The organism is Patulibacter medicamentivorans, from assembly GCF_000240225.1.
GTDB lineage: Bacteria > Actinomycetota > Thermoleophilia > Solirubrobacterales > Solirubrobacteraceae > Patulibacter > Patulibacter medicamentivorans.
The window spans coordinates 1-20959 of sequence record NZ_AGUD01000200.1; the positions used below are offsets into that span (position 1 = coordinate 1).

General features: G+C 73.1%; 21 protein-coding genes. 15 read left to right on the forward strand and 6 right to left on the reverse strand.

All coding sequences use genetic code 11. From position 1 onward, the window contains the following. The first annotated feature begins 61 nt into the window (after positions 1–61). The 3 genes from PAI11_RS12255 to PAI11_RS12265 are packed head-to-tail and all read left to right on the forward strand — an operon-like array spanning position 62 to position 3444. On the forward strand, positions 62–1267 hold the full coding sequence (locus PAI11_RS12255) for a glycosyltransferase (RefSeq protein WP_040600058.1): 1206 nt from the start codon (positions 62–64) through the stop codon (positions 1265–1267). Then, positions 1264–2049: a DUF2334 domain-containing protein gene (locus tag PAI11_RS12260; protein ID WP_007575061.1), complete on the forward strand. Its 786-nt coding sequence runs from the start codon at positions 1264–1266 to the stop codon at positions 2047–2049. Before PAI11_RS12255 ends, PAI11_RS12260 begins: the two co-directional genes overlap by 4 nt. A 12-nt stretch (positions 2050–2061) precedes the next feature. Then, a complete protein-coding gene (locus PAI11_RS12265) occupies positions 2062–3444 on the forward strand; it encodes an MGH1-like glycoside hydrolase domain-containing protein (protein WP_007575063.1) in 1383 nt (460 codons plus the stop codon). Between the two features lie 50 nt (positions 3445–3494). Here PAI11_RS12265 and PAI11_RS12270 read toward each other — a convergent pair whose 3' ends face one another. Continuing rightward, entirely contained in the window at positions 3495–4133 is a 639-nt protein-coding gene (locus PAI11_RS12270) for a DUF47 domain-containing protein (protein ID WP_007575065.1), read from the reverse strand. 128 nt (positions 4134–4261) lie between these two features. Here PAI11_RS12270 and PAI11_RS12275 point away from each other — a divergent pair, with 128 nt between their 5' ends. The 10 genes from PAI11_RS12275 to PAI11_RS27205 all read left to right on the forward strand — a co-directional run bounded on the left by PAI11_RS12275 (position 4262) and on the right by PAI11_RS27205 (position 13799). Beyond that, entirely contained in the window at positions 4262–4624 is a 363-nt protein-coding gene (locus PAI11_RS12275; RefSeq protein ID WP_050897224.1) for a winged helix-turn-helix domain-containing protein, read from the forward strand. Between the two features lie 152 nt (positions 4625–4776). Beyond that, entirely contained in the window at positions 4777–5892 is a 1116-nt protein-coding gene (pstS, locus tag PAI11_RS12280) for a phosphate ABC transporter substrate-binding protein PstS (protein WP_007575068.1), read from the forward strand. A 111-nt stretch (positions 5893–6003) separates the two neighbouring features. Continuing rightward, entirely contained in the window at positions 6004–8004 is a 2001-nt protein-coding gene (pstC, locus tag PAI11_RS24340; RefSeq protein WP_007575070.1) for a phosphate ABC transporter permease subunit PstC, read from the forward strand. Continuing rightward, complete coding sequence (pstB, locus tag PAI11_RS12290) at positions 8001–8906, forward strand: phosphate ABC transporter ATP-binding protein PstB (protein ID WP_007575071.1); 906 nt, start codon at positions 8001–8003, stop codon at positions 8904–8906. The genes pstC and pstB overlap by 4 nt, the downstream gene beginning before the upstream one ends. 41 nt (positions 8907–8947) lie before the next feature. After that, complete coding sequence (phoU, locus tag PAI11_RS12295) at positions 8948–9757, forward strand: phosphate signaling complex protein PhoU (RefSeq protein WP_007575073.1); 810 nt, start codon at positions 8948–8950, stop codon at positions 9755–9757. 117 nt (positions 9758–9874) lie between these two features. Further along, on the forward strand, positions 9875–10738 hold the full coding sequence (locus PAI11_RS12300; protein ID WP_138974280.1) for a response regulator transcription factor: 864 nt from the start codon (positions 9875–9877) through the stop codon (positions 10736–10738). A gap of 98 nt (positions 10739–10836) precedes the next feature. Then, positions 10837–11196 carry a hypothetical protein gene (locus tag PAI11_RS12305; protein ID WP_007575077.1) on the forward strand — a complete coding sequence of 120 codons (360 nt, stop codon included), beginning with the start codon at positions 10837–10839 and terminating at the stop codon, positions 11194–11196. Between the two features lie 91 nt (positions 11197–11287). Then, the gene (locus PAI11_RS12310) at positions 11288–11620 is read left to right on the forward strand and encodes a TadE/TadG family type IV pilus assembly protein (protein WP_007575079.1); all 333 of its coding nucleotides are present in this window, start codon (positions 11288–11290) and stop codon (positions 11618–11620) included. Further along, a complete protein-coding gene (locus PAI11_RS12315; RefSeq protein ID WP_007575081.1) occupies positions 11617–11955 on the forward strand; it encodes a hypothetical protein in 339 nt (112 codons plus the stop codon). The genes PAI11_RS12310 and PAI11_RS12315 overlap by 4 nt, the downstream gene beginning before the upstream one ends. Further along, a complete protein-coding gene (locus PAI11_RS27205; protein ID WP_007575083.1) occupies positions 11955–13799 on the forward strand; it encodes a lytic transglycosylase domain-containing protein in 1845 nt (614 codons plus the stop codon). The genes PAI11_RS12315 and PAI11_RS27205 overlap by 1 nt, the downstream gene beginning before the upstream one ends. 154 nt (positions 13800–13953) lie before the next feature. Here the strand turns inward: PAI11_RS27205 and PAI11_RS12325 are convergent, their stop codons facing one another. From PAI11_RS12325 to PAI11_RS27850, 3 genes are read right to left on the reverse strand one after another with little or no spacing between them, the layout of a single operon-like run. After that, positions 13954–14622, reverse strand: a complete 669-nt coding sequence (locus tag PAI11_RS12325; protein WP_007575085.1) for a histidine phosphatase family protein — start codon at positions 14620–14622, stop codon at positions 13954–13956. A gap of 34 nt (positions 14623–14656) precedes the next feature. Then, on the reverse strand, positions 14657–15640 hold the full coding sequence (locus PAI11_RS27845) for an alpha-ketoacid dehydrogenase subunit beta (RefSeq protein WP_040600061.1): 984 nt from the start codon (positions 15638–15640) through the stop codon (positions 14657–14659). Beyond that, positions 15624–16634, reverse strand: a complete 1011-nt coding sequence (locus tag PAI11_RS27850; RefSeq protein ID WP_007575089.1) for a thiamine pyrophosphate-dependent dehydrogenase E1 component subunit alpha — start codon at positions 16632–16634, stop codon at positions 15624–15626. The genes PAI11_RS27845 and PAI11_RS27850 overlap by 17 nt, the downstream gene beginning before the upstream one ends. 132 nt (positions 16635–16766) lie before the next feature. On the opposite strand from PAI11_RS27850, the gene PAI11_RS12340 reads away from it, so the two are divergent. Both PAI11_RS12340 and PAI11_RS12345 read left to right on the forward strand, forming a co-directional pair. Further along, positions 16767–18035, forward strand: coding sequence for a dihydrolipoamide acetyltransferase family protein (locus PAI11_RS12340; RefSeq protein ID WP_007575091.1), 1269 nt, complete (start codon positions 16767–16769; stop codon positions 18033–18035). 52 nt (positions 18036–18087) lie between these two features. Further along, positions 18088–19302, forward strand: a complete 1215-nt coding sequence (locus PAI11_RS12345; protein ID WP_007575093.1) for a M20 family metallopeptidase — start codon at positions 18088–18090, stop codon at positions 19300–19302. Positions 19303–19378: 76 nt separating this feature from the next. Here the strand turns inward: PAI11_RS12345 and PAI11_RS12350 are convergent, their stop codons facing one another. Both PAI11_RS12350 and PAI11_RS12355 read right to left on the reverse strand, forming a co-directional pair. Further along, complete coding sequence (locus PAI11_RS12350; RefSeq protein ID WP_007575096.1) at positions 19379–20092, reverse strand: FadR/GntR family transcriptional regulator; 714 nt, start codon at positions 20090–20092, stop codon at positions 19379–19381. 66 nt (positions 20093–20158) lie between these two features. Then, positions 20159–20839 (reverse strand): TetR/AcrR family transcriptional regulator, encoded by a 681-nt coding sequence (locus PAI11_RS12355; RefSeq protein WP_007575099.1) that lies wholly within the window; start codon positions 20837–20839, stop codon positions 20159–20161. Positions 20840–20959 lie beyond the last annotated feature (120 nt).

The window sequence follows — 20959 nt, forward strand, 5'->3', positions numbered from 1 at the left end:
GACGCCGAGGCCGCCGCCACCCGCGAGGCGATCCTGGCAAACCACGCCACCCGGCCCCGGCGTGTCGCGTGAGCCGCTGAGCGCGGTCGCCACCCGCCCGCGGCCCGGCCGCGGGCGGGCGACGACCGAATCGGTGGCGCCCGACGGCGCCGGGCGGGGGCTCGGCCGTCACGGCCGCCGGCTGCGGGTCGCCGACGTCACCCTCTGGTACGGCGAGCGCAGCGGCGGGATCAAGAGCTACCTCGACGCCAAGCGCCGTCACGCCGCGATCACCGGGGCCTACGAGCACCACATCGTCGTCCCCGGCGAGCGCGACGAGGAGCGGGCCGGGATGCACCGGATCCGCGGCGTCCGCGTGACCCGCAACGACTACCGGATCCCGCCCGGCGGTCGCGGCCTCTGCCGCACCATCGAGCGGCTGCGGCCGGACGTGCTGCTGCTCCACGACCCGTTCTGGACCCCGCGCCAGGCGATCGCCGCCGCCCACCGCTCGGGCGCGATCGTGATCGCCGTCCACCACGGGTCGGCGGCGCTGGCGGCCGCCGGGATGCCGGGGCCGGACGCGGCCTGGCGGCCGATCTTCCGCTCGTGGATGCACCACGCCTATCGCGACGTCGACGCGATCATGTCGGTGATCGACCCGGTCCCCGACAGCGGCCGCGGGGCCGACCTGCCGCTGCGGCTGGGGCTCGACCCGGCGTTCCGCCCGCAGCCGGACGTCCGCCGCGGCGACCACGTCCTCTACGCCGGACGGCTGTCGCGCGCGAAGGGCGTCGGCGAGCTGCTGGAGGCGACCCGCCGCGGCGACTGGACCCTGCAGCTGGTCGGCGACGGGCCCTGGCGGACGGCGCTGCCGGCCGAGATCGCGGCGCTCGGCCTGGCCGATCGGGTCACGCTCGGCGACTACGTCAGCGACCCGGCCGAGCTGGCCCGCCGCTACGCCGCCGCGTCGTGCGTGGTGATGCCCGGGCCGAACGAGACCTTCGGGCTGGTCGGGCTCGAGGCCGCCGCCTGCGGCGCCCGGGTCGTGACCTGCGACAACGCCCCGTCGGCGACGACGATCGGCGCGCTCGGGCACACCTACAGCGCCGGCGACGTGGTCGGCCTGCAGCGGGCGATCGACGCCGCGCGGCGGGCGGCACCGGACGCGGGCGCGGCGGCGGCGCTGGCGTGGCGCCACGGCTGGACGGTCCTCTTCCACCAGGAGCTGCGTGACATGGTCGATCTGCTGGAGCGGCGCGAGCGCCGTCGGGAACGGGCGGCATGACGGTCCCGGGGGGTGGGGGAGCGGTCCGCTCGCTGGCGCTCCACCGCGGTCGCGGCCGGGTCGATCCGCGCGACGCGATGGCGGTCACCGTCCACGACGTCGAGCCCGCGACCTGGGAGCGCTGCGCGCTGCTGCGCGAGTGGCTCGCCGACCACGGCGTCGCCCGGGTCACGCTGCTGGTGATCCCGGCGCCGGATCTGCACCCCTTCGACCGCCGCAGCCCGGCCCTGCGCTCGTGGCTGGGGGAGCGGATCGACGCCGGCGACGAGGTCGCCCAGCACGGCTTCCGCCACGAGCAGACGCGCCCCGCCGCCCCGCTGCGGCAGGCGGTCGCGCTCTGGCAGGGCGGCCGGGCGGCCGAGTTCGTCGGCCTCGACGCGGCCGAGACCGACCGCGCCGTCGACGCCGGGCACCGGATCCTGACCGACTCGGGGATCGAGCCCGACGGCTTCGTGGCGCCCGGGTTCGCCTACACGCCGTCGCTGCACGCGGCGCTGCGCGAGCGCTACGCGTGGTGGGCGACCATCGACGCCGTCCACGCCGGCGCTCGCCCGCGGCCGCTGCGGGCGCTGGCGCTCGGCCTCGGCGCGTCGACCCCGATCAAGCGCTTCGCGTCGCCGACGGTCCTGCGGGCGGCGTCGCGGCTCGGCGGCGGACCGGTGCGGCTGGAGCTGCACCCGGCCGACCTCGACCACCCGCGGCTGATCGCGGCCGCCAAGGACATCCTGCGCCACCACGCGCACCGTCCGTCGGTCACCTACCGCGAGCTCGTCGCCGCCTGAGGCGCCGGCCCGATGGACCACGGGACGGTGCTGGGGGAGGACGAGCCGGTCGCGGCCGGTCCGCCGACGCCGCCCGCGTCCGGGCGCGACGCCGCGGCGGCCCGCCCGGTCGACGCGCTCGCGCTGGCGACCCTGCGGGAGAACTGGCGCAGCGGCGAGCAGCGCGGCGTCCGCTACGGCTACACCTGCCCGTCGACGCCGCGCTATCGCCACCAGTGGCACTGGGACTCCTGCTTCAGCGCGATCGCCTGGGCCCGCTTCGACCCCGCCCGCGCTCGCGAGGAGCTGCGGACCGTGTTGCGCAGCGGCGACCCGCGGATCGCCCCGCGGGTCGGCGCCCGCCCGGGCCTGCTGCCGCACACCGTCTTCTGGGATCGGCCGGCCGGCTGGCGGCGGGCGCCGTTCTACGCGACGCGATCGCCGCGCGGCGACCTGGCAACCGCCTCGATCGGGCCGCCGCTGCTGCCGCTCGCCTGGGAGCGGGTCGCCGCGGCCGACCTCGCGGGCGACCCGGGGTTCGGATCCGAGGCGCTCCCGGGCCTGGCCGAGCATCTCGACTGGCTCGCCGCCGAGCGCGACCTGGCCGGCGACGGGCTGCTGACGATCCTCTTCCCGGACGAGTCGGGCCTGGACGACAGCCCCCAGTACGACCTGCCGTTCCGGCGGGTGACCCACGACGGCCCCGGCTACTGGCTGCTCGTCGAGCGGGCGCGGCGGGTCGGCTACGACGCGCGTCGCTTCGCCGCGCGCCACGACCACCACGTCGTCGACGTCTGGACGAGCACCGCCTACGCGCTCTCGCTGCACGCGATGGCCCGGCTCAGCGGCGATCGCGCCTGGGCGACCCTGGCGGCGCGGACGGAGCGGTCGCTGGTCGAGCACTGCTGGGACGAGTCGGCCGGCCTCTTCCGCGACCTCGCCGGCCGTGGGCGCCGCCCGGTCGTGGCCAACGGCTGGTCGTCGATCTCGCCGCTGGTGCTGCCCGGGATCCCGGAGCCGATCCGCCGCCGGCTGGCCGAGGAGCAGCTGCTGGATCCGCGCCGCTTCGGCGCGCCGGTCGGGATCCCGTCGGTCGCGGTCGACGATCGCGCCCACGAGCCGCGCTTCGATCGCTGGCGGACCTGGCGCGGGCCGTCGTGGATCAACGTCGCCTGGCTGCTGCTGCCGACCGTCGCCGCGCTCGGCCACCACGACCACGCGGCGAGCGTCGCCGGGGCGCTGGTCGCCGCCGTCGAGCGCGAGGGCCTGCGCGAGTACTACGACCCGCGCCACGGCCGTGGCTACGGCGCCCGCGGCTTCGCCTGGTCGGCGCTGGCCTGCGACCTGGCCGACCTGGCCGACGGGAGCTCCGCCGAGCCGCCGGCGCCGATCGGCGAGGGGCCCAGGTGGGCGTAGCCGCGCGCGGCCGCGCCGGCGGCTCGGGTCCGCGCGGCGACCGCGGCGCCTCAGCGGCGACGCTTGAGGACGATCCCCTCCAGGTGGTGGGCGACCGTCTCGCAGGCGTCGATCGCGCTCTCGAGCGCCGCGTAGATGTCCTTCCAGCGGATCACGAACAGCGGGTCGACGCCGATCTCGAACAGCGAGGCGATCGCGTCGCGGCTGATCCGGTCGCCGTCGTTCTCGAGCCGGTGGATCTCGACCAGGAACGGCGACAGGTCGCTGCCGGTCCGCAGCGCCCGCAGCGCCAGCGCCAGCTGCTCGCCGCAGGCGACCAGGATGTCGGCCAGCTGGTTGGCCTGGTCGGTCGCGGCCTCGACCTGGTAGACGGAGAACATGTCGGCCGCCGCCTCGGCGTCGTCGACGATGTCGTCGAGCGCGGTCGCGAGCCGGTAGCCGTCGTCGATCTCGAACGGATGCGTCGGATGGCCGTTGGTGTGGCGGCTGAGCCGGTGGATGATGTCGTGGGCGATCCGGTCGCCCTCCTGCTCGCAGAGGACCAGGTCGCGGACCAGGCCGCCCTGCTCCGGGTAGTCGCGGATCAGGTCGCGCAGCAGCAACGTCGAGCGCTGGATCGTCCGGCCGTACTCCTCGAGCAGGTCGAGAAGCGTCGAGTCGGCGCCAGGTGCGCGGAAGAAGAGCGGCATCGGTCGCCCGAAGCTAGCGCCGAAAGCCCCGCAACAGAACGGCTTCCGCGCGGTTTCACATCGCGTTCACAGGTGGTTCACGGTCACGTAACGGAATCCGGCGCGCCAGCCCGGACACTCACGGAGCGATGAGCACCGTGACCCGATCCACGGACGACGTGCGCTCCGAGGGCCCTGACGGCCCGATCCGCGTCGCCCAGGTCGAGATCCGCCCCCAGGAGGGGCTGGCCGTCGTCGCCGGTCGCGTCGTGTCGCTGTCGGTCCGCGAGTTCGAGCTGCTGTCCGCGCTCGCCACGCGGTCCGGCCACGTCGTCGCCCGCGAGGAGCTGTTCTCCACGGTCTGGGGCGGTCCGCTCCGCCGTGGCGATCGGTCGATCGACGTCTACGTCCACAAGCTGCGCCAGAAGCTCGAGGCAGCGTCCCCGGGCTGGCGCTTCATCCACACCCACATCGGCTTCGGGTACCGGTTCGCGCCGGAGCCCGCGGCCTGAGCGGACCCGCCGTCGGCGGGCTCGCGCTCGACGTCGACACCTCACGTTCACATCGAGTTCACACCCCGGCCACACCCAGGTAACAGGATGCAGGGAAGCCGATGCCACGCTGCCCTGCGTCACGTTCCCCTGACTGATCCCAAGGAGACCACGTGCGATTTCGTACGTTCACCGCGGTCGGCGCATCTGCCGTTCTCGCACTCGGCGTCGCGGCTTGCGGCTCTGACGACAAGAAGTCCGACAGCACGGCGGCCAGCACTGGCACCGAGACCACGGCGACCGCGAAGTTCTCGGGGTCGATCAACGCTGGCGGCTCGACCTTCGCCAAGCCCGTGTACGACACCTGGGGCTCGAAGCTCAAGTCCCAGGGGCTGACCTTCAACTACGCCGGCACCGGCTCGGGCGCGGGCATCGCCGGCGTCACCGACGGCACGCTCGACTTCGGCGGCACCGACTCGGCGATGGACGACGAGGAGATCGCCGCCGCCAAGAAGCAGGGCGACATCGTCCACGTCCCGACGTTCTTCGGCGCGGTCGTCGCGGCCTACAACGTCAAGGGCATCGAGACCGGCCTCAAGCTGGACGGCGAGACCCTGGCGAACATCTTCCTCGGGAAGATCACCAAGTGGAACGACCCGGCGATCGCCGGGCAGAACGACGGCGTGACGCTGCCGGACGAGAAGATCACCGTCGTCCACCGCTCCGACGAGTCGGGCACCACGAAGGCGTTCCTCTCGTACCTGGGCGCCTACTCCAAGGAGTGGGAGAAGGGCCCGGGCGTCGACAAGTCGGTCAAGTGGCCGACCGGCACCGGCGCCAAGGGCAACGACGGCGTCGCCGGCCAGGTCAAGCAGACCGAGGGCGCGATCGGCTACGTCGAGCAGGCCTACGCGCTGCAGAACGACTTCGCCTACGCGAGCCTCAAGAACAAGGCCGGCAACTACGTCGAGCCGACGCTGGAGTCCGTCTCCGCCGCCGGTGACAACGTCGAGGTCCCCGCCGACCTGCGGTTCTCGATCGGCGACGCCTCCGGCGACCAGACCTACCCCGACGCGTCGGCGACCTTCATCGTCCTGCCGAAGGACCTCTGCAAGGCCGGCAAGAGCAAGGACGTCGCCAGCGACGTCAAGAACTTCCTGACCTACGGTCTCACGACCGGTCAGGAGGAGGCCAAGCAGCTCGCCTACGCGCCGCTGCCCGCCAGCGTCCTCGACAAGGCCAAGGCCGTCGTCGATTCCCTCGAGTGCAACGGAGCGCCGATCTCCTAGCCGAGGTCGAGCTCACCGCTCACGCAGGGTCCAGCCCCGTCGCCGCCGCGCGACGGGGCTGGACCCGCCGAGTGGCCGCGCGACCGGTTCCGCCGACGATCGGACGAGACCATGGAATCCAGCACAGCAACCGTCCCGAACCCCGACGCCGCATCGCGGCTGCGGGAGACGCTGGCCCGGACGAAGACCGGCAGCTGGCTCGACCCATGGGTCAAGAACGCCCTGACCGGCCTGGCGGGGCTGATCTTCGTCCTGCTCGCCTACTTCCTGATCAAGCTCGGGATCGAGTCCGAGCCGGTCTTCTCGAAGTACGGCTTCATCGACTTCATCACCAAGGTCGACTGGCTGCCGTCGAAGGACACCTACGGCGCCGGCGCCCTGGTCGCCGGAACGCTGATCACGTCGGCGATCGCGCTGCTGATCGGGGTTCCGATCGCGGTCGCGACCGCGCTCTTCGTCACCGAGCTGGCTCCGGCCCGCTGGCGCGGCCTGATCTCGGGCACGCTCGAGCTGCTGGCCGCGGTCCCGTCGGTCGTCTACGGCCTCTGGGGCTTCCTCTTCCTGGCGCCGAAGCTGAAGGGCGTCGAGCAGTGGTTCGCCGACACCTTCTCGTTCATCCCGTTCATCGGCGGCGACGTCTCGGCGGCCAACTACTTCATCACCGGGCTGATCCTGGCGATCATGATCATCCCGATCGTCAGCGCGATCTCGCGCGAGGTCATGGCGACGGTGCCGACCGACCACAAGGAGGCGGCGCTCGCGCTCGGCGCGACCCGCTGGGAGATGATCCGCACCGCGGTGCTCCCGTACTCGCGCGCCGGCATCGTCGGCGGCTCGATGCTCGGCCTCGGCCGGGCGCTCGGCGAGACGATCGCCGTCGCGATCCTGATCGGCGGCGCGACCGCCGGCGTCGGCGACTCGATCTTCTCGCAGGGCTCGACGCTCGCCTCGGTGATCGCGCTCGAGTTCCAGGAGGCGACCTCGAGCCCGGAGCACCGCGCCGCGCTGATCGGCGCCGGCCTGCTGCTGTTCGCGGTCACGCTGGTCATCAACGCGATCGCCCGCGGCTACATCACCCGCGCCGAGAGCCGCCTGAAGCGCGCCGAGCGCGACGCCAAGAAGGCGGTCGCGGCGGCCGAGCGGGGCGAGGCGCCGAAGAGCGGATCGCGGCTCTCGCTGCCGAGCATCCCGCGCCCGGAGCTGGTCACCACGCTGCGGGGCCGCAAGCGCGTCGACTCGATCGCGCGCGGCTGGGTCGCCGGCCTGACCGGCCTGGCGCTGCTGCCGCTGGCGCTGCTGCTCGGCTTCCTCGTGATCAAGGGCGGCGGATCGATCAGCTGGAGCTTCCTGACCAGCGACCCGACCGGCGCCGCCGGCGCGGTGGCGAACACCAACCGCTTCCTCGGCGACGCGGCGGTCACCGCCCAGGCGAACGACCTCGGCGGCATCCGCTCGGCGATCCTCGGCACGCTCGAGGTCGTCGGGATCGCCGCGGCCGTCGTGGTCCCGATCGGGATCGCGGTCGCGGTCTACCTGGTCGAGTACGGCGAGGGCACCTGGTTCGGCAACTTCGTCCGCTACCTCGTCGACGTGATGACCGGCGTGCCGTCGGTCGTCTTCGGCCTCTTCGTCTACATCACGCTGGTCGTCAGCCAGGTCGGCGGGGCGCCGTTCGCCGGCTGGAAGGCGTCGGTCGCCCTCGGCCTGCTGATGCTGCCGATCGTGATCAACTCGGCGCTGCCGGTGCTGCGGCTGGTGCCGCAGCAGCTGCGCGAGGCCGCGCTGGCGCTCGGCGTTCCGCGGTGGAAGGTGATCCTGCGGATCGTCCTCCCGACCGCGGCGCCCGGTCTCGTCACCGGCTCGCTGCTGGCGATCGCCCGCGCCGCCGGCGAGACCGCGCCGATCATCTTCACCGCCGGCGTCGCGACCGCGCTCGCCGGCGATCCCAACGGGCCGCTGAACACGCTGCCGGCCCAGATCTACGCCGACGTGACCGCGTCCTCGTCGGCCCAGCACGACCGGGCTTGGGGTGCCGCCCTGACTCTCGTCGTGCTGATCCTCCTCCTCAGTCTCATCGCCCGCCTCGCCCAGCGCAGGAGCCGCATCTCATGACCTCCGACCCCGCCCCGGTGCGCGAGCCGCGCACGACCGATCCGCAGACCTCCGGTGGTATCCCCGTGAGCACCCACGACTCGCCGCTCCAGACCCCGGCCACGGTCGCCGGCGGCCGCGCGCCGGTCGCGCCCGCGCAGGGCTCCACCGGCCACACGGTCACCCTGCACGGCGTCAAGTCGTTCTACGGCGACAACATGGCGGTCAAGGGCGTCGACCTGGAGTACCGGGCCAACGAGGTCACGGCGATGATCGGCCCGTCCGGCTGCGGCAAGTCGACGCTGCTGCGCTCGATCAACCGGATGCACGAGGAGATCCCGGGCGCGCGCGTCGAGGGCGAGATCCTGCTCGACGGCGTCGACATCAACGCGCCGGGGACCGACATCGTCGCGATCCGGCGGATGATCGGCATGGTCTTCCAGCGGCCGAACCCGTTCCCGACGATGTCGATCCGCGAGAACGTCGCGGCCGGGCTGAAGTTCAACAAGATCAAGGACGTCGACCACGACGAGCGCGTCGAGTGGGCGCTGCGCGGCGCCGGCCTCTGGGACGAGGTCAAGGATCGCCTGAACGCCCCGGGCGTCGGGCTCTCCGGCGGTCAGCAGCAGCGGCTCTGCATCGCGCGCACGATCGCGATCAAGCCCGACGTGATCCTGATGGACGAGCCCTGCTCGGCGCTCGACCCGATCGCGACGCTGAAGGTCGAGGAGCTGATCCAGGAGCTGAAGCAGGACTTCACGATCGTCCTGGTGACGCACAACATGCAGCAGGCGGCGCGCGTCGGCGACCGGACCGCGTTCATGTACCTGGGGGACCTGGTCGAGGTCGACGCGACCGAGAAGATCTTCACCAACCCGAGCGATCCCCGGACCGAGGAGTACGTCTCCGGGAAGTTCTCCTGACCGGCCGGTCGGGCGTGCGGTCGTCGGAGTAGGGTCGGCCCGTGGCTGTCACCAGAAGCCAGTACCGGGAGGAGCTGCTCGAGCTCGAGCGCGCGACGCTGGGGGCGCTCGACTTCGTCGCGCGCCAGGTCGAGCGCGTGACCGAGGCGCTCGAGCAGCAGGACGTCGAGCTCGGCACGTTCGTGATGGCGGACGACGACCGGATCGACGGCCGCTACCTGGAGGTCAACCAGGGCGTGCTGTCGCTGTTCGCCCTCCAGGCGCCGGTCGCGGGCGACCTGCGGCTGGTCGCGAGCCTGCTGCACACCGCCAAGCACTTCGAGCGGATGGGGGATCAGTGCGTGAACATCGCCAAGCTGATCCCGCTCACCGGCAACGACCCGCCGCGCCGCGCCGAGGTGCTCGAGCCGATCCTGCGGATGGGGATCCTGGCCCGCGACGAGGTCGTCCAGTGCCGTCAGGCGCTGGAGTTGCGGGACGTCGACCTGGCGCTGGACCTGGTCCGCCGCGACCAGGAGCTGAACGAGCTCAACCGCGAGATCTTCCGGCTGGCGATCGACCTCGGCGACGACATCGACACCCGCGAGTGGCTGATGACGATGACGATGGTCGCCCGTGCCTTCGAGCGGATCGGCGACAACGCCGTCGACATCGGCGAGCAGGTCGTCTTCATCGTCGAGGGCCCGTCGCCCGAGTTCGGCGAGTCGGCGACGCGGGCCTTTCGCCGGGCGCAGCGCGGCGGCCTCGGCCCAGCGCGGCCGGGCGGGCTGGGAACGGGCCCGGCGGACGGCCCGGCGCCGGGCGACGCCCCGCCGTCGGACGACGGCCCCGGCACGCCGCCGTCGGCCTGACGGGCGGTCCCGGTGGCCGCTCGTCCAGCCGTTCACCGGGCGAGCGGTTGTGAAGAAACGGTGACCGTGACCCGCCAAGTCGTTTCAGGTCCCTCCCGCCGACTAGACTTCGACGCGATGCAGGAGAACTCCTCCGTCTCGAGCGTCGGCAGTTCAGCGGCCGCGGGCGGCGCCCTGCGGGTCGCGCTGATCGACACCGACAGCGGCTTCCTCCACGTCCTCGGCAAGCGGTTCGAGCGCGCGGGCTGGCAACAGCGCGTGCTCGCGAGCCCAGTTCCGGTGGAAGACCTCGTCGCGATGCGGCTCAGCGCCCTCGTGGTCGACGTCGGCGTCCTGGGCGCCCAGGCGTGGGAGTACCTCGAGAAGGTCGCCGCCCGCATGCCCGGGCTGGGGATCATCGTCTGCACCGGCCAGTCGAGCGTCGCCCAGCGCGTGCGCGGGCTGCGGCTCGGCGCCGACGACTGGGTCGGCAAGCCCTGTCACCCGGAGGAGCTGATGGCCCGGATCGAGGCCGTCGTGCGCCGCCGCCGCCGGGTCGAGCCGCAGGAGGACCGCGGACCGCGCGTCAGCGGCGAGCTCGAGATCCGCGGCGACCAGTTCCAGGCCTTCGTCGCCGGCCAGTCGGCCGAGCTGACCAAGCGCGAGTTCGAGCTGATCGACCTGCTGGCGCGCGCCGAGGGCCGGGTGCTGGAGCGCGAGGAGATCTACCAGCGCGTCTGGGGCTACGCGATGGCCCGCGGCGATCGCTCGGTCGACGTCTTCGTCCGCAAGCTGCGCCAGAAGCTCGACAAGGCATCGCCCGGGTGGCGGTACATCCACACCCACTTCGGCGTCGGCTACCGCTTCGCCCCGGAGCCGGTCGAGCCGCTGCCCGTCGCCGAGCCGGACCGCCGCGTTCGTCCCGCGTCGGCCGTCGCCGAGCAGGCCGGCGACGAGCTGGCCGAGCTGGAGCCCGCGCTCACCGAGCGCGCGGCCAGCTGACGCCGAGATCGGGGTCGCGTCCGACGGCGGGCCGGATCCGGCCGATCGTCGCGTGCGCCGGCCGCCAGCCGGCCGTGCGCGGTCGGTAGGCTGAGGTCGTGACCAGCAACGGCCTGCGCACCGCTGCGATCGTCGTCGGCCTGGCGGCGATCGTCTGGCTGGTTCCCGGTGGCGGAACCGGCGGCGAGGCGGTCGGCGCCACGCTCGGGATGCTGATCATGGCCGCGTTCGTCTTCCTCGGCGTCCGCGTCTACCGCGAGACCCGCGGCCGGATCGAGCTGCTCGGCGACGCCCACCGCCTGCTGCTGTACGGCGGGATCGGGATGATCGTCGTCGCGATGGCCGCCCGCCCGCGCCTGGTCGAGACCGGCAGCGGCACGATCCTCTGGATCGTCCTGATCGGCTCGGCGGTCGCGATGCTGTTCGCGGTCTTCCAGCGCTGGCGCGACGTCGTCTAGCGCACGCCGCGCAGGTTCGTCACGAAGCAGGCACCGAATCGGTGCCGTTGGGGACTGGAGCCGGCACAGGGGTTCGCGGCAGTCTGGCCGCATGCCATCGGAACCCCTCGATCGCGGGCAGGCGTCGGTCGAGCTCGTCGCGCTGCTGCCGCTGCTCGTCCTGCTGCTGCTCGGCCTCGTCCAAGCGGTCCTCGCGGGTCACGCCGCCTGGTCGGCGACGACGGCCGCTCGGGCCGGGGCGCGCGCGGCGGCGGTCGGACGCGATCCGGCCGTCGCCGTGCGCCGATCCGCGCCGGTCGGGGGCGCGGCGGCCCGCGTCGTCCGCGAGGGGGACACGGTCCGGGTTCGCCTGCCGGTCCCGAGCGTCCTGCCGCTGTCGCTGGGCACCGTCCAGGGCAGCGCCCATCTGGAATCCCAGCGATGAGCCCGGGCGAGCGTGGACAGGCGTCGGTCGAGGTCGTGGCGGTCGTGCCGCTCGTGCTGGCGGCGGCGATCGCGATCGTCGTGGCGCTGCAGGCCCATCGCGCGGGCGAGGCGGCCGGCCTGGCCGCGCACGCTGCCGGCATCGCCCGGCTGCAGGGCCGGGATCCGGTCGAGGCCGCCCGGGCCGCCGTGCCCGGGCTGGCACGGGACCGCCTGACGATCGCCGTCGTCGGCGACCGGATCACCGTCCGCGTCCGCGCCGGCGGCCCGCGGGCGCTCGTCGCCCGGTTCGACGCGCGACGCCAGGTGCGGGCCCGTCCGGTGGGCGATCGCTGATGCCGTCACGGCGATCGCGCGAGCAGCGTGGCGCGGGCGCCGGCGAGGGCGTCGCCGTGGTGCTGGCGCCCAGCGACCGTGCCGACGTCGCCGGTGCTGCCGTGAGCTGTGGCCTGCGCCCGGCGCGGGGCCGAGCCACGGTGATCGCGCTCTGGGATCCGTCGGTCCGACCGACCGCCGCGACGGTGACGGCGACCGCCGCCGCTCGTCGGAGCCGCGAGCGGGCGGCGTCGTGCGGGCTCGACGCGCAGGCGGCCGGGCGCGTCGTGCGGGTGCTCCTGCCCTCCGACGACGCTCAGGCGGTCGCGGCGATCGAACGGCTGGTGGCGGTCGGCGACGGGGACCCGGTGGTGGTGGTCCTGGCCGGTGCGTGGGGCGCTCCCTTCCTCCCGCTGCTGGAGCGCAGCGCCGTGGTCCGCGCCGACGGCTCGCCGGCCACGGTCGCCGCCTGCGCGGGCATGCTGGCGCGTCACGGGATCGAGGTCGTGCCCGTGCCCGTGCCGACCGGGCCGGTGGCCCGGATGCTGCTGCGCTGCGGTTGGACGGGGCGTGCCCAGGTCCGGCGTCCCGCGGTCGGCGAGGACGGGCAGGCGCTGCTGCTGGTGCTGCTCGCGCTGCTGGTGGCGCTGATCCTGGCCGCGGCGCTCGGCGCGGTCGCCTCGGCGATGGGCGGGCGCGAGGAGCGCCAGCGGACGGTCGACCTGGCGGCGCTGGCGGCGGCCGATCGGATGCGGGCCGACTGGCCGGCGCGCGCCGGCGTCCCGGCCACGATCAGCGTCGCCCGCTTCCGGGCCCGTGCCGCCGACGCGGCCCGCCGCAGCGCGACGGCCAACGGGCTGGACGACGTCGAGGTGCGCTTCCCCGACACCACGGACGACGACGCCGGTCCGCTGACGGTCCGCGTCCGCGCGGCGGGTTCGACGACCGTGGCCGGCGTCGCGCTGTCGCAGTCGGTCGCCGCCACGGCGGAGCTGAGCCCGCCGGCGGCGTCGCTCGCCGATGCGGCCGACGGTGCCGAGTACCACGGCCGGCTGGCCCGGCGCGACGGCAAGCCGATGCGGCCGGACGTCGCGTCGGCCTTCGATCGGATGAAGGCGGCAGCGCACCGCGACGGACGGACGCTGGTGGTGGTGAGCGGCTTTCGCTCCAACGCCGAGCAGGCACGGTTGTTCGCGGCCAACCCGAACCCCAGGATGGTGGCGCCGCCCGGCCGCAGCAACCATCGGCTGGGGATCGCGCTGGACCTCGGACCGAGCGCGTCGTACGGCTGGCTGGCGGCCAACGGTCGGCGCTTCGGGTTCACCAAGCCGATGAGCTGGGAGCCGTGGCACTGGGAGTACCGGCCGAATCCCGGAAGCGCGCTGGAGGCGGGTGCGCCGAAGCGCGTCGGGACGGGCGGGACGATCCCGCCCTGGGTCCCGGCCGCCTACCGCGACGCGATTCGCGGCGCCAGCATCCGCTACAGCATCTCCGCGGCGCTGCTGTCCGCCCAGCTGCGTCAGGAATCGGGATTCGATCCGCGCAGCGTGTCCTCGGCAGGCGCCGAGGGGATCGCCCAGTTCATGCCGGGGACCGCCGCCGCAGTCGGACTGCGCGACCCGTTCGATCCACGGGCGTCGATTCACGCCCAGGCCCGCCTGATGAGCGGCCTGCTGCGGCGGTTCGGTTCCGTGCAGCTGGCGCTCGCGGCGTACAACGCGGGGGAGGGCGCCGTCGCGCGCTGCAACTGCATCCCGCCCTACCCCGAGACGCGGCACTACGTCGCGGTGATCATCGCGATGATGCGCGGCTACGACCCGAGCGGCGGGTTCGCCGACGCCCTCGCGATCCGGTTGGTCGGATAGCGCGCGGTGTCCGATGGGGCGGTCTCCCCCCGCACGGGCGGAGATGCGAGAGATCGCCAAGGCCCCGATCCCTTGGGAGCAGGCAAGGCCGACCTCGGTCGGCACCGGCGCGACCACCGCGGCGGAACCGGCCGCGGGAGCTTGGTGCAGGCGCTCATCGGTAGGTCACGAGCCCGGGCCGCGCGCGCAGCAGGTGTCGGTGCTCGTTGAAGGAGACGAGGGACATGCCGCCGCGGCCGCGAACGATCGTCGTGATGCTGCCGTTCACGACCACGCGGCTGAGCGGCAGGAACGTCGCGTCCGGCGCGCCCAGCAGCGCGGCGCAGACCGCCGCGATCGTGCCGCCCGACGAGACGCAGACGACGACGTCGCCGGATTGCGTGCCGGAGAACGCGACGTCGAGCGCGGCCCGCGTCCGGCGGCGGAACGCGTTCCACGACTCGGCCGCGGCGGTGCCGTCTCCGGCGGCGATCCACGAGGCCAGGGCCGCATCGATCATCCCCTGGAAGGCGCGAGCGGGCACGCCCGACGGGTCGTCCAGCCGGACCGCCGCTGAGGAGTGCGCGGCCAGCACGTCGTCGGCTGCGTACTCATCCCACCCGCGGTCGACCTCGAGGGGCAGGCCGAGCCGAGCGACCAGCGGCTCGGCGGTCTGGCGCTGCCGCTGCAGACCGCCGGCCACGACCCGGACGATTCGGACGTTCGACGTCGTGAGCAGGCGTCCCGTGACGTTGGCCTGCCACCGGCCGAGCGTGGACAGGCGGTCGTAGTCGGCGGTGCCGAACGACGCCTGGCCGTGACGGATCAACTGCAGCGTCGGCACGAGCGGCCTCCGTGCTCGACCGCGCGGACCGGGCTCATCCCTCGGCCACCATCTCGTCGGCGGCGCGGACGATCTGATCGCGCTGCGGCATCAGCAGCTGCTCGAGCGTCGGGGTGAACGGCATCGGTACCGACGGGGTGCCGATCCGCCGGATCGGCACCCGCAGCAGGTCGAACAGCTCCTGCCCGGCTCGGGCCGCGATCTCGGCGCCGGCGCCGAAGTCCTGGACCGCCTCGTGGACGACGAGTAGCCGGCCGGTCCGTGCGGCGGAGGCGAGCACGGTGTCCATGTCCAGCGGGACGAGCGACCGCAGGTCGATGACCTCGATCGACGCCGACGACGCTTCGGCGGCGGCCATGCACTCGCGGACCATCTGTCCCCAGGTGACGACGGTGACGTCGTCGCCCGGGACCGCGACGCGGGCCTGCCCGAGCGGTCGAGGATCCTCGTCGAGGGCGCCCTTCATGCTGTAGAGCCTGCGGTTCTCGACGTAGACCACCGGGTTGGGATCGGCGGCAGCCTGAATCAGCAGGTCTTTCGCGTCGGTGACTGTGCCCGGCATCACCACCTTCAGGCCGGGGACGTGCGCGACCATCGCCTCGAGGCTCTGCGAGTGCTGCGCGCCCGCGCTCTTCCCGGCGCCGGTCTGGGTCCGGAAGACGATGGGGATCTCGAGTGCGCCCGCCGTCATGTAGCGCAGCTTCGCCGCCTGGTTCATGATCGGATCGAGGCAGACGCCGAGGAAGTCCATGAACATGATCTCGACGATCGGTCGCAGGCCGGTCATCGCCGCGCCCACGGCAGCGCCGACGTAGCCCATCTCGCTGATCGGCGTGTCGATCACCCGATCGGCACCGAAGCGCTCGGACAGGCCCTTGGTGACGGTGAAGATGCCGCCGCCGGCGGCGACGTCGATACCCATCACGACGGCGGTCGGGTCGCGCTCGAGGACGTCCGCCATGCCCGCGTTGATCGCGTGCATGTAGCGGGTGGGAACGGTCTCAGGCGCCGAAGACATGCTCGTACGCCTCCTCTCCGGCCGGCAGCTCGGCGGCACGGGCGGCGGTCACCGCTCGCTCGATCCGCTCGTCGGCCACGCGCTCGACGGCGTCCAGCTCGTCGTCGGAGCCGAGGCCCTCGGCCACGATCCGCGCGCGGAGCACCGTTAGGGGGTCACGCTCCCGCCATCGGCTTGCCTCGTTGTCGGGCTTGTAGGTCTGCCCGTCGCCCTCGTAGTGGCCATGCCAGCGGTACGTCATGGCCTCGATCAGCACGGGCCCTTCGCCGCGGCGGCACCGATCGGCCGCGTCGACGGTCGCCGCGTGCACCGCGGCGGCGTCGTTGCCGTCGACCGTGGCGGCGTGGACGCCGTAGCCGCCGATCGCGCGCTCGGCGACGGATCCGATCCGCGTCATCGTGCTCGAGTCGGTGAACTCGGCGTAGAGGTTGTTCTCGCAGAGGAAGATCGCGGGCAGGTTCCAGATCGCGGCCAGGTTGACCGCCTCGTGGAACGAGCCCTGGTTGACGGCGCCCTCGCCGAAGAACGCGACGGCGACACGGTCCTGCCCGAGCTGCTTGCTCGACAACGCCGCCCCGACGATGAGCGGAATGCCGGCGCCGACGATGGCGTTGGCGCCGAGGATCCCCAGCGCCGGATCGGCGATGTGCATCGAACCGCCCTTGCCGCGGCCGAGGCCGGTGACCTTGCCGAAGAGCTCGGCCATCATCGCGTCGACGTCGGCACCCTTCGCCAGCACGTGACCATGCCCGCGGTGGGTGGTGGCGAGGTAGTCGTCGGGTCGCAGCGCGGCGGCGACACCCGCGGCGACGGCTTCCTGCCCGAGCGACGTGTGGACGAAGCCCGGGACTTCTCCGTCGCGGTAGAGCGCGGCGACGGCCAGCTCGAACGCCCGGACCAGCGCGACGGTCGCGTGCAGCTCCCGCAGCGGGGGCGCCTGATTGGGCGGCGTGGGCCTCGCGTCGGGCTGGGCTTCGGGCGGTGCGGGCGTCATCGGGAACTCCTACTGTCAGGTCAAAACCGAGAATATCGAGAAATCTCTTGAGATCACATGCTACGGTCATACCATCGTGAACACCAGTCGACGTTCAGAAGGCGGCACTCGCCAGTGATCACTCCCGTCGTCATGCCGCAGCTCGGCCTCGAGGTGACCGAAGGTGTGGTCGTCGAGCTCTTTGTCTTGCCCGGCGCTACCGTCACGAAGGACCTCCCGCTGCTGGAGCTCGAGACGGACAAGGCCAGCACCGAGGTCGTAGCCCCGCGCGACGGCGTGTTGCGGGCCTGGTCGGTCGGGGTCGGCGACGCGGTGCCGGTCGGCGACGTGCTGGCGTTGATCGCCGACACCGCGGACGAGCCGCTGGAGGCCGAGTCCTCCGCCGTCGACACGGCAGCGGCGGAGGCCGGAGTCCCACCTGGGGCCGACGATGCCCGCGCCGCGGGGGTCGGAGCCGCCGTATCGGGGGCGAGCGGCAGCGGATCGCCCGGCGCCGGCGACGCACCCGATGGCGCGCCTCGCCGTCGCGTCGCGCCGGTGGCGCGCCGGGCGGCAGCGGCTCTGGGCGTCTCCCTGGCCGCAGTCGAGGGAACGGGCCCGCGCGGCCGCGTGACGCTCGATGACGTGCGCCGAGCGGCGGCCGCCGAGAGCGCGCCCGCTACGTCCGCCGGGCCGCTGGCCGCGCCCGCGCCCGGTGCCGCCTCGGGGACCGCCGAGGAACTGCCGATCAGCGCGATCCGACGCGCGATCGCGCGCCGGATGCGTGCCAGTCAGCTGATCCCGCAGTACCAGCTGCAGCGCGACATCGACGCGAGTCACCTGTTGGCGCAGAAGGCGGCGCAGGCGGAGGGACGGAACGCGGCCGCGCGGATCGGCGTCAACGACCTGCTGGTGCAGGCGCTGGCCGAGACCGTTCGACGTCACCCCGAGTTGGCCGTGACCTGGGTCGACGGCGACGACGGGCCGCGGATGATCCGCAGCGGTGCCGACGGCGTCGGCCTGGCGGTCGCGAGCGACAAGGGCCTGGTGGTGCCGGTGATCCGCGACCCGCAGACGGCGGGTCTCGCGGCAATCGCCGAGCAGCGCCAGCGGCTGGTCGCGGCGGCGCGCGGTGGAACCCTCGGCCTTGACGAGATGGCCGGCGCGGCGATCACGCTGTCGAATCTCGGCGGCTTCGGCGTCGACCGCTTCACGGCGATGCTCAACCCCGGCGAGTCCGCGATCGTGGCCGTCGGCCGGACCGTCGAGCGTGTCGTGCCGCGACGCCGCGGCACTGCCGTTGTGCCCGTGCTCGCCGTGACCGTGAGCTTCGACCACCGCGTGATCGACGGCGCCGTCGGCGCCGCCGCGCTCGGCACGCTCGCCGCGCTGCTCGAAGGCGACCTGGCATGGCGTCCGTGACGGCGCCGCGCTGCTCCGAAGATCTACCACCCTGGACCACCGAAAGGCATCCATGAGCACCCAATCGCAGGACGTCTCCGTCGACGTCGGCCGCGCGGAGCAGCTGCTCCGCGAGATCGTCTCCATCCGCAGCGTCGTCGGCGAGCCGACGACCGCCCACCTCTGGGTCTCCGAGCGTCTGCGCGAGCTCGGCATGACCGTCGAGCACTACGCGGTCGAGGGGCGCAAGACGCCGCTCGTCCTCGGTGTCCTCGAGGGCGAAGGGGACGGTCCGGGGGTGCTCTTCGACGGCCACTACGACACCGTCGGCGCCGTGCCGTCCGACTGGTCGCGCGATCCGTTCGAGGCCGAGGTCATCGACGGCGAGCTCTACGGCCGCGGCGCCGTGGATTCGAAGGGCACGATGGTCTCGATGTTGACCGCGATCGAGCAGGTCGTGACGTCGAACCAGCCGCGTAGCGGACCGCTCTACTACATGTCGGACTCCGACGGTGAGGACGGCTTCCGCGGAGCGGTGCTGATGAAGGACCTCGGCGTCGCCAAGCGGGTCGGCACGGTCTTCTCGGCCGAGGCGACGAGCAACCGCCGCGTCGAGATCGCCTACCCGGGCATCTCCACCTGGAAGATCACCGCCGTCGGTCGCACGGCGCACCCGACGGAGCCCGAGCGCGGGATCAACGCCGTCACCAAGATGGCCAAGCTCGTGCTCGCGGTCGACCAGGGTCGCCTGGCGATCCCGCAGGGCGATTCGCAGTTCTTCGGTCCCCGGGTCTCGATCCAGGCGACCCGTACCTCCCACGTCGGCGGCTGGGCGATTCCGGGCCGCTGCGACGTGATCCTCTCCGTGATGTCGACGGTCGGCGTCTCGCTGGCCGAGGTCCGCGACGCGATCGACGCGTTCCTTCGCACGCTGGAGCAGGAGGACGGCGAGGTGCGGTTCGAGCGCAAGCTGCTGCCGATGGGCGCCGGTCGCCTGTGGCTGCGTCCCGGCGAGGTGGACCCGCGCCACGCGGCGGTCGCGGCGATGGCCGACGCGGTCGAGGCCGTCACCGGCAAGCCCGCCGTGGTGCAGCACTTCAATGGTGGCTGGGTCGACGCGGTCGAGCTGATGGAGGCGGGCGAGGACGGCTTCGGCACCCCGGCGGCGATCACCTTCGGGCCCGGCGATTTCGAGCTCGCGCACATGGTGGACGAGCACATCTCGGTCGCCGAGGTCGCGCAGGCGGGCGAGATCTACGCCCGCGCGACGCTCGAGCTGCTGGGCTGACCGGCCGGTCCTCGGCGCCGCGTGCCATCGGCGGCGCGTAGCGTCGAGGACCGGCTCGGCCGTCGCCCGACGCCCGTCACGGCTTGGTCAGCCGCACTCCGGCGGCATCGATCAGCGCGCTGATGTCCTGGTGGTACTCGAGACCCGACCGGTCCCATGCCTGTCGGAAGTCCTCGACGTGGCGCCGGGCCATCAGCGCGGCCAGGTCGGGATCGCCCTCGGCAACTGCATCGAGGATCCGCTGATGGAAGTCGGTGGCAGCGGTCGCGGTGCGCTCGTCGGTGACGAACTGCGCCACCGTCGGCACGATCACCTGCCCGAGCGACGCGCGAGCGAGCACCAGCGGCGGGTTGTCGCTGGCCTCCGCGATCGCAACGTGGAACTCGTCGTCCAGCCGGCACCAGCGGAGGAAATCGCCGCCGCAGTCGCGCTGGGCCCGAACGATCCGGCGCAGCACGGCAAGATCGTCGTCGCTGCGGCGCAGCGCGGCGAGCCGCGTCAGCTCGGGCTCCAGCAGGAGCAGGGCCTCGTAGAGCGCGGCAAACGTGACCGTGCGCCGGCGGAGGGCCTGGCTGATCGCGCGCGACGCCGGTTCCTCCGTCGGCGTGCGGACGACGAAGATTCGCGGGCTCGAGCGTTCGATGAAGCCCGACTCCTGGAGCACGCGCAGGGCCTCCCGGACGGTCGGACGGCTGAACCCCGACTGCTCGGCCAGCGCAACCTCGGACGGCAGTCGCTGCCCCTCGGCGAGCTCGCCGGCGACGATCGACGCGCGGATCCGAGCGGCCATCCGCTGGTATGCCGGACCGTCGTCGCTCGTGGCTGCGGGTCCCGGCTGCTCCGGTCGGGCCATCGATCAGCCCGACCGGCGGCCAGCTGCGACCTCGGGGGCCGGGGCGCCTTCGAGGGTCGCGATCGTCTGGGCCACGTCGGGGCGGCCCTTGCCGCCGATCCGCAGGTTCTCGACGAGCGTGTCGTAGGAGAGCTCCGCGATGTCGCTGTGGTCGAGGTCGCGGTGCTTGACCCAGTCGAGGGTCAGCTCGTGGGTGTAGCCGACGAACCCGCGCAGCGCGGCGCGTAGGCGGGGCGGCTGGTCGCGTTCGAGCTGCAGGATGTCGAGGATCTGGCCGACGGCGGCGCTCCACGCGGCCTCGGCGATCTCGTGGACCTCGTCGTGGGTCGCCCGCGACTGGAACAGGTTCAGCCACCGCTGGGGGTCGGTCTCGATGTACTCGTAGTGGCGGCGCAGCAGGCCGCGCAGCTGCGCCTCCATCGTCAACTCGTCCGGGCGGGGGCGCTGGTAGTCGAGGAAGTCGTCCCAGATTCGCTCGAGGACCTCGGTGTAGAGGCCGCGCTTGCCGTTGAAGTGGTACGCGACGAGGCCGTGCGAGATGACGCCGGCCTGCTCGCAGATCTCGTCGAGGCTGACGTCCTCGTAGGCCCGCGAGCTGAAGAGCATGGTCGCGGCGTCGAGGATCAGCTGCTTCCGTGCGCCGTTCGGTGCGCGTCGGCTCTTCTTTCGCGGTTCGGTCGACAAGGTCCGCCGAGTGTATAGGCGCCTCACGCGGATCGGAACGCCGGACACCGATCTAATTGCCCACTGGGCAAAAGTGCTAGCGTCTCGACGATCGGTGAATTGCCGAGCGGTCAATTCAGA